Here is a 7,871-nt window from a genome sequence, read left to right on the forward strand (position 1 = left end):
AATTACAAAACAGGGTGTACAAATTTAAAGGTGGAATCGTACAGAACTCTGCTTCGTACGAATCCAACAATTTGCGATAGCGGCCAACGAGCCGGCTTGATGTGCACCGGGAAGGAAGCAACTCTGGGGCGGCCTCGGTTTTGGCGGCACGATCAACTGGGCCGACGACAGGTTCTCGGCTTTCGGCGAAGCCATCGCCCGGACGGGCCTCAAAGACTTCGGTGACAGTCATGTACTGACCGGCTCGCTCGGCTTGCGCGTCAAGTGGTGAGTTGCTTGGCTCTTACAAGCTGATGTAGATCATCGTTGAGCGTCGGCTGTTTGGAGTTGCAGAGCTGAAGCTGCCATTCAGCTTCCGGCCCAGAGTCGCCAGTCTGCAATGCGCCTCATTTCGGCCAGAAGGTCGACATTTGCCGCGTCCAAAAGCGTACATCGTGATGATCGGCGTTCTGACGGTCTGTCTGCGCCAGCGACCGTCAGAACGCTGCTTGAGAAGAGGTACAGAATCACATCAAATATCCGTGCCTTCAGTCCGATCTCCCGGCTCTGCTGGATCAGCAAATGCCCTGCAGATCGCTCTGGGCGGCCTCGAATATTCCCGCGCTTTGCCTCCAGACAGGCCGCCGGAGGTAATGATCCTCGGCCCCGCGCTTTTGGCTAGTATTTGATAACGAAAAACCCGCTTCGGCGGCTTTTTTATTCAATATCTTTTTTTTAGTCCAGCGCGTTTCGTGTACTCAGCAAATTTCACTGTTTCGTTTCGGGTGGCGTCTTAGCTGGTCTAAATGAGCGGTAAATCGCGCCGAAAATAATCCCCACTGCTATCCCAACAAAAATGATTAGCAACGCTCCACCAGTGGTGTTTGGCGCAATGATCGTCATCGCAATGAGCCCAAGCACCAATCCCACCACTCCGGACACACCGAACCCGGCTATGAAATCTAGGAAGGGCGTCACTTTACACCGACGACTGAAAAGATCAGGGACCCGTAGTGATCCGCCCACTCGCGAGCTGTTGCGATCAAGCTTCTATCGAACGTTCCCGATCTCCAAAGCTCGGGCCTGTTTTCAATTTCCACTACCCACCGGTGCATGATGTCACTTGCCATCTTGTATTCGGTCACTGTTGAAAGGTCGGCTTTAAGAACCACAGCACCAGGCTTTCCGATTTGCGTCGGCGGTGCCCACGCAATCAGAAAAGGCCCGTCGCCGTCGACAGCAACGCCGCTTGCAACTGCATCGCGGACTGCCTTTTGCGAAACAGCCAGTCCATAATCCTGAAGGGCTTCGTCGCAGGTCCTGGTTATGTTCGCCTTGGTTGCGGCCTTTGCATGCTCGGCGCTGTCCATCGGCCATACCGTTACCATTTGGGCCGCTGTAGGGACGACGAGCGACGACGACGGCAGGACGGCATTCACAAACGCCTCGCACAGCATCTTTTGCCGTTCCTGGTCGTAGATGGTAACTTTCGATTTGAATGCCAGAATCCCATAAGCCGCGAAATTAGTGGGTGGATATTCGTTCGGTCCGGCAAAGATCCTAGAGGCGTGAATTTCGTGAGAGGTGTCTGGAGCGCCGGGCGAAAGTACTTTGTCGACCGCGTAGACCAAGCCGTTCGTCTGTTTCACGTCGCTGGCAACGAGACTGGCAATGTCGCCAAATTGGTCCGTTACAGAAATATTGCTTCCTGCCGCCCGAAAAGTGAGAGAGCATCCCCCGATTGTGTCGACCGAGTAGGCTCCGTTGTTCGCGGCTATCTCAGCGAGGATCGCGTCGGTACTCAGATCTCCGGAAATCACATGACACTTTAGGATTTTGGAGAGTTCGTTTTTAGCTTCGGGCGCAAGAAGAACCTGCACTGCACCTTGCTGCAATCTTGCAAATGCGGCGTCTGTCGGCGCGAGAACAGTGAACGGGCCTTTACCCTCCAACGTCTCAACCAGCCCGGCCGCTTTCACAGCTGCTATAAGGGTGGTGTAGTCCTTGGAAAGAGCGGCATTCTGGATGATATTGTTGTCGGAAGTCGTCTGGGCGCGTGCTACCGCCGTCTCAACCGTCTGGGCGTTTCCGACCGCCACCTGACTTATCAGGATGCACACTGCAAAAATCAGTCGACGCTTCATGCCAAACTCCGCCCAGAGAGAGCGAATTTATCATAACCATCAGTTTTGATAAGTGACCTTGGCTATTTGCCCAAGGCGCAGTTCTTTGGACGTTTGGCCTTACGATTGCGCCACCAATGAAACTGCGGGAGGCGGTGACATCACTACTGCAATGGCGCGCCAAGGATTTTCAACGCGAGTTTAGGGGCCGCGAACGGCCCCGTCTGAGGATCATCATACCGTAAGCTGCCTGTTCGCTCTCTGCCAGACAGGACGTTCGGCACGCCGACTCTTGATGTCGGCTTCGAGGCGCATTTCAGACATTCAGTCAGTCGAGGGCCGCATCGCACCTGCCTGAGAGTTTCGCTCGAGTTCGGCCGGACTCATCCTATCGCTGTCATCTTGAACTTTCCCCACGCTCGGCGGTTAAAAGGAGCCGAGAGGATCAACGATGTCGAAATCTGATGGCAGAGGGTCCGACGGCATGCGGTCTTCCTGTGCAGCGTAGTGAGGGATCAACTGCTGAGCCATTCACCTTGATACCGCGTGAAGAGTTTTGGAGAGAGCTCCTGATGACCCGCATCGCAACATTCAACGTCAACGGTGTGAACGGCCGCCTGCCTGTGCTCATCAAGTGGCTGGGTCAGACCGACTATGACGTCGTGTGCCTTCAGGAATTGAAGACCTCGGATGAGAAATTCCCCGCCGAAGCCATCAGGGACGCCGGCTACGGCGCAATCTGGCACGGGCAAAAGTCCTACAACGGCGTAGCCATACTCGCTCGTGGAAAAGAGCCGTTGGAGCGCCGTCGTGGGCTCCCGGGCGATCCTGACGACACGCACAGCCGATATATTGAGGCTGAGGTGGATGGGATCGTCGTCGGCTGCCTCTACCTGCCCAACGGCAATCCCGCTCCTGGCCCGAAATTCGAGTATAAGCTGCGCTGGTTCGACCGCCTGATCAGCTACGGCAAGCTGCTGCTCAGGGAAGGCGTCCCAAGCATTCTCTGCGGCGACTACAATGTCGTGCCCACCCCGATCGATGCCGTGGTGCCGCAACGTTGGTTAGGCGATGCAGTCTACTTTCCGGAGAGCCGGCAAGCCTATGCCGAAATGCTTGATGGCGGCTGGACCGATGGCGTCCGCCGCATCCACCCGGAGAAAGGCGTCTACACCTATTGGAACTTCTCCTACCAGGGTCGCTATGATCGAAGTTCCGGCCTGAGGATGGATCATCTTCTGGTCAGCCCATCCCTTTCGGACAGGTTGTGTGACGCCGGCGTTGACGCTGACGTGCGCGGTTGGGAAAAGCCGAGTGATCATGCGCCAGCCTGGATAGAACTCGGCCGGTCCGGCAAAGACACGACGTGATCTCATTCGGGATGTCTCCGGCGAGCACTCTTCATTTCCGGCGTTTGCGCTCACGCAGCTTTTCTGAGGGCCGCCCTGAACGGACGGTCGATCGTGAAGGCATCTGGACGGATGGCTGCCTCAACCTGGCTCCAGGTCACCGGATGGGCGATTGGAAAACCGCGGCGCGCCCGTGGCGAGAAGGCGCCCACCGCAGTGCTGCCCCGACCATTGCGGAGGTAATCAATGAAGATGCGGCCTGTTCGAGCCGACGGCGAGGCCGAAAGTAGATAGCGGTCCGGATGCGCTTCAGCGAGCCGATTGGCGAAGGACCTGGCCAAGAGGCGGCCGCTGTCGTGCGTGATCTTGCTCTCCAGCGGGACCATCAGGTGAATGCCTTTGCCGCCAGTAACCTTCGGCCAGCTCTCCAGCCCTTCCGCTTCCAGGATGTCGCGGAGCGCCAGTGCGGCCTCGATGACTTGCTCCCACTCCACGCCCTCGCCGGGGTCAAGGTCCAGAACAATACGGTCGGCATGTTCGATATCGTCGACGGTGGCGTTCCAGGGATGCAGCTCTACCGCATCCATCTCGACCAGTCCCAGCAAACCGGCAAGGTCGTCCACCCACACGCGCACACCTTCGCCACCCTCGCGCTTCTGCAGCCGCAATTGATGCACTGCCGCCGGGATCTGCGGCAGTGCGCCTTTGTGATAGAAGGTCGCGCCATGAGCATGGCGGACCAGCTTCAGCGGTCTGTGGCCGAGATGAACCAGGGCATGATCCGCAACCCTCTCCCAGTAACGCGCAAGCTCGTCCTTGGAGGGCGAGACAGCGTCTGGCAGCAGTTGCAGGATGTTTTCACTGGGAACGCCATGTTTCCGGGTTGGCCCGCGTCGCTTTGATGGCGCTTGAGGCTTGGCCGGGATTGGCACGAGGTCTTCGCGCAAACCCTTGAACACTGCCTCGCGCAGCACCCCGCGATCGGTGACGCCGCTGAACTGGACCTCGGCCAGCACGTGTGGTTTCACCCAAGTCGCTTTCGGCTTCACAATCGGCTCTGACAAAGGCGACTTGCTGATGATCAGCGGGTCAAGCCGCTCTCGCACAAGTTTCGCAGCGCTCAAGGTGTACCCGCTGCGAGCCTTCCCGGCATAGAGCAGTCGGTTGCCCTCGCGGCGCCCGATATAAAGCGATGCAATGCGGCGCGGGTGAGCACCGAGTTTCTCTACGAAAGCCACGATAGGGAAGGTGTCGCTCTTGATGCACTTTACCTTCAACCAACTGGTCTGAACCCCCGAGCCGTAGGTCGCATCGACGCGCTTGGATACGATCCCCTCCAACCCCATCCGGCAGGCATGTTGAAACACATCCTTGCCGCTTACCTCCAGATGTTCGGCATAGGTCAGTGTCGGCGCGGTGTTCTCCAGTAGCCTCTCCAGGGCTGCCTTGCGCTTCACCAATGGCAGTTGCCGAAGATCGCGCCCGTTAAGGTGCAGCAGGTCGAACGCATAAAAGATGAGTCTCGCGGAATCTGGATTGCCCAACTCTCTTTCCAGGGCTTGGTAATCCGGAAGGCCGGTGTCGCCGAGAACGACAGCCTCCCCATCGATGATCGCGGTCCTCACCGGCAAGCCCGCCGCTGCTTCAACTATCCGGCGGTATCGATGCGACCAGTCGTAGCCACGGCGCGTGAAGGCCCGTGCTTTGCCACGCTGCATGATCAGCTCAGTGCGGTAGCCATCGTACTTGATCTCGTGAATCCATTCGCTGCCCTCGGGCGCCGTTGCGACCAGAGTCGGCGACTGAAACTCGACGAAAGAGAGCCCGTTTGCTGCCTTACTCATGCACCCTCCGAACCGCGACTCAAGGCTCAGTGCACCAATAGGTTCCAGGTTTTAGCGAAATAGTATGTTCGACTGCTTGCACCGGCAATCCTGGGCCAGCCGGCTGCAAGGGAGATCAACGACAGGAGAAATCGCACTTTCTTCGTCGGTCAGCGGGCCTAGCGGGTCTTCGTTGCAGGAAAATTGGGCTATCACTCGCCTACTAAGGGCCAACTGAGGCTAGCTCGGCTTTTGGGCCGGGAGCGGATCGGCAGCTTGCGGAGCCACGCAGCCGAAGAGCGGTCATTCCATGAAGTTGTTTACAGCCCCAGGAGGAGTGTCACTCCTCCCGGAATAACAACCTGCCATTCGTCAACGCCATCCTTCCAACCTGGGGAGAACCGCCGGAAATCAGGCTATCAGATTGCACACCGTCGCGTTGGAGTCATTCATCGCGCCAGTATGGGTGGGAACAGCTGAATTGGCGCGAGCCAACCAGACGGCGTTTGGTCCTCGATATCGTTCTTTGGACCTGCGGATCATTCGCGGTCATGTCGGGTACGACAGTGTAACCCTGATCGACAAGCTGCAGTTTCAGCTCCGCCAGGTGGCGCCTGAATCCGTTTTCAATGTAGCTGCGCGGATACCGCCATCCGTTCCTGCATGCTCGCACGAGAATGTCGGAATACAGTTCAGCGCTGGCAGCTTTCACCGTTTCTTCCGAAGTCAGTTTGCTGTCGGTTTGGGTACCTTCGGACAAGCATGGCCCCGCCGACACCAAAAGCACCAGTAGTACGGTCAAGACAGGCAACTTTGTCATGGAGCCCTCCGTGTTCTAAATCGACCAGGCCTGCCAAGCAACCTAACCTGCCCACCCGCAGAGACTAGGATGCTGACCCGTCGCATGGAATCGTGCAAATGCAGTGTTTTCGATATCGCATCTGCAGTATTTTCATCCTGATGTAAGGCCATCGGGTTCTGGCCACAGGTCGGCAGCAAGGAAAATGGAACGATGCTTCGCCCCGTAGGCAATCCTCTCGCCGGCTTATCGGATCGGGAGTTGATGGTCGCGGCAAAGTTTGCGGAGGGAATGACTTATCGCGAAATTGGCGAAACACTCTTCATAGCGCCTACCACCGTTCGGACCCATCTTTCGGCCATTTATCGGAAGCTCGATGTTCGCAGTAAAGTGGCGCTTGCTGGGTTACTTGCCGATCACCGCCAGCAGGACCGCAGCCATGCACCACCCGGAAGTCTTTCGACCGACGAGCCGGGTCCGCCGGTCCTCGCAGTTCTCCCGTTCGACAATCTAAGCGGAGAAGAACGCTGGACTCGTATCGCTGATGGTTTGTCGGCGGACCTCATAGTTGATCTCTCTCGCTACCGGGACCTTGCGGTGATCGCCCGCCAAACAATGCTTTCCTACAAGGGACGGCGTGTTGACGTGCGAGCTCTCGGACGAGAGTTGAATGCCGACTATGTGATCGAGGGAAGTTTTCAAGTGGACGGGCAGCGGGTGCGCATCCGCGTCCAACTCGTCGACGCCCACACAGGGGTCGATGTCTGGACGATGCGTTACGATCGTTCCGCGAACAACCTGTTTGCGATGCTGGACAGCGTGACCGAAAACGTCATCAATGTCCTTGCAACTTGCCACGGTCAGCTCGCCAATCTGCGACGCGATGCTGCTCGTCGGAAGGCTCCAGCAAGTTTGCAGGCCTATGACTGCTATCTGCTTGGGCTTGAGCAGAAGCACCTTTTCACCCGTGAGTCGAACAAGGAGGCGATACGGCTACTGGCGCGTGCGATCGAACTCGACCCGGGTCTAGCAAGAGCTTGGACCGCGCTGGCACTTGCGCATGCTGTGGAAGCCATCAACGGGTTTACCGACAACCTTTCCGGCTCGATCGAGAGCTGGAGCAAATGTGTCAAGCAAGCGCTGGCGCTCGATCCGGCCGACATTTACGCCCGCATAATGCTTGCCGATCTTCGGGCATTGCAGGGCGATGTCGAAGCTGCTGTCGAAGAACATGACCGAGTGTCGGTGGCTGCTCCAAATGACGCGGACTCACTTGCCTTTCTTGCGGGTAGCCTTGCTCTTGTTGGTAGCGACCCGAAGCGTGGCTACGAACTGGCCAAGCGAGCGGTCCGGCTAAATCCTTATGTTCCTTGGTATTATGGAATGCTTGCGCGATGCAGCTACGTTCTAGGCTTTTACCGTGAATCCCTGGTCGCGCTACGTCAATCTGCGCCAGATTCGCCCGCCACACTTCTGTTTGTGGCAATGGCTCATGCGATGCTCAATGAAACGCCTCAGGTCGCCAGGATCAATTCGCGACTGAAGGACGAGTTCCCGAATTTCACGGCTGAGGTGTTCATCAGAACCTATCCGGTTACCAATCCTGTCGCCACTGCTGCAATCAGAGAAGGCGCCCGTCGTGCGGGTTTGGCATAGCTTCTTCACTCCTGGTCACCTCAGAGGCGCATTGCTCCTCGGCAGCATTGGGCCGCAAGCGGGAGGTCGGCTTTCGGGCATCGAGCTGACCTAAGCAGTCATTCAACTCATGGCCACAAGTAGCTCATACACGCTCCTCTTG

The 7,871-nt window shown here is 57.4% G+C and carries 5 protein-coding genes; 2 read left to right on the forward strand and 3 right to left on the reverse strand.

Features of this window, described 5'->3' with window-relative positions; translation table 11 throughout:
• Positions 1-953: 953 nt before the first annotated feature.
• Entirely contained in the window at positions 954-2,123 is a 1,170-nt protein-coding gene (locus NKJ11_RS07945) for a fasciclin domain-containing protein (protein WP_352443095.1), read from the reverse strand.
• A 551-nt stretch (positions 2,124-2,674) separates the two neighbouring features.
• Between NKJ11_RS07945 and xth the strand changes: the two genes are divergently transcribed.
• Positions 2,675-3,472 (forward strand): exodeoxyribonuclease III, encoded by a 798-nt coding sequence (gene xth / locus NKJ11_RS07950; RefSeq protein ID WP_023809627.1) that lies wholly within the window; start codon positions 2,675-2,677, stop codon positions 3,470-3,472.
• Positions 3,473-3,522: 50 nt separating this feature from the next.
• Here the strand turns inward: xth and ligD are convergent, their stop codons facing one another.
• A complete protein-coding gene (gene ligD / locus NKJ11_RS07955) occupies positions 3,523-5,295 on the reverse strand; it encodes a DNA ligase D (RefSeq protein ID WP_023809626.1) in 1,773 nt (590 codons plus the stop codon).
• A gap of 424 nt (positions 5,296-5,719) precedes the next feature.
• Positions 5,720-6,094 carry a hypothetical protein gene (locus NKJ11_RS07960; protein ID WP_031212655.1) on the reverse strand — a complete coding sequence of 125 codons (375 nt, stop codon included), beginning with the start codon at positions 6,092-6,094 and terminating at the stop codon, positions 5,720-5,722.
• Between the two features lie 192 nt (positions 6,095-6,286).
• On the opposite strand from NKJ11_RS07960, the gene NKJ11_RS07965 reads away from it, so the two are divergent.
• On the forward strand, positions 6,287-7,729 hold the full coding sequence (locus tag NKJ11_RS07965) for a LuxR C-terminal-related transcriptional regulator (protein ID WP_031212654.1): 1,443 nt from the start codon (positions 6,287-6,289) through the stop codon (positions 7,727-7,729).
• The last annotated feature ends 142 nt before the right edge of the window (positions 7,730-7,871 follow it).

The sequence above is a fragment of the Mesorhizobium sp. M0243 genome (genome assembly GCF_040321775.1).
Lineage (GTDB): Bacteria > Pseudomonadota > Alphaproteobacteria > Rhizobiales > Rhizobiaceae > Mesorhizobium.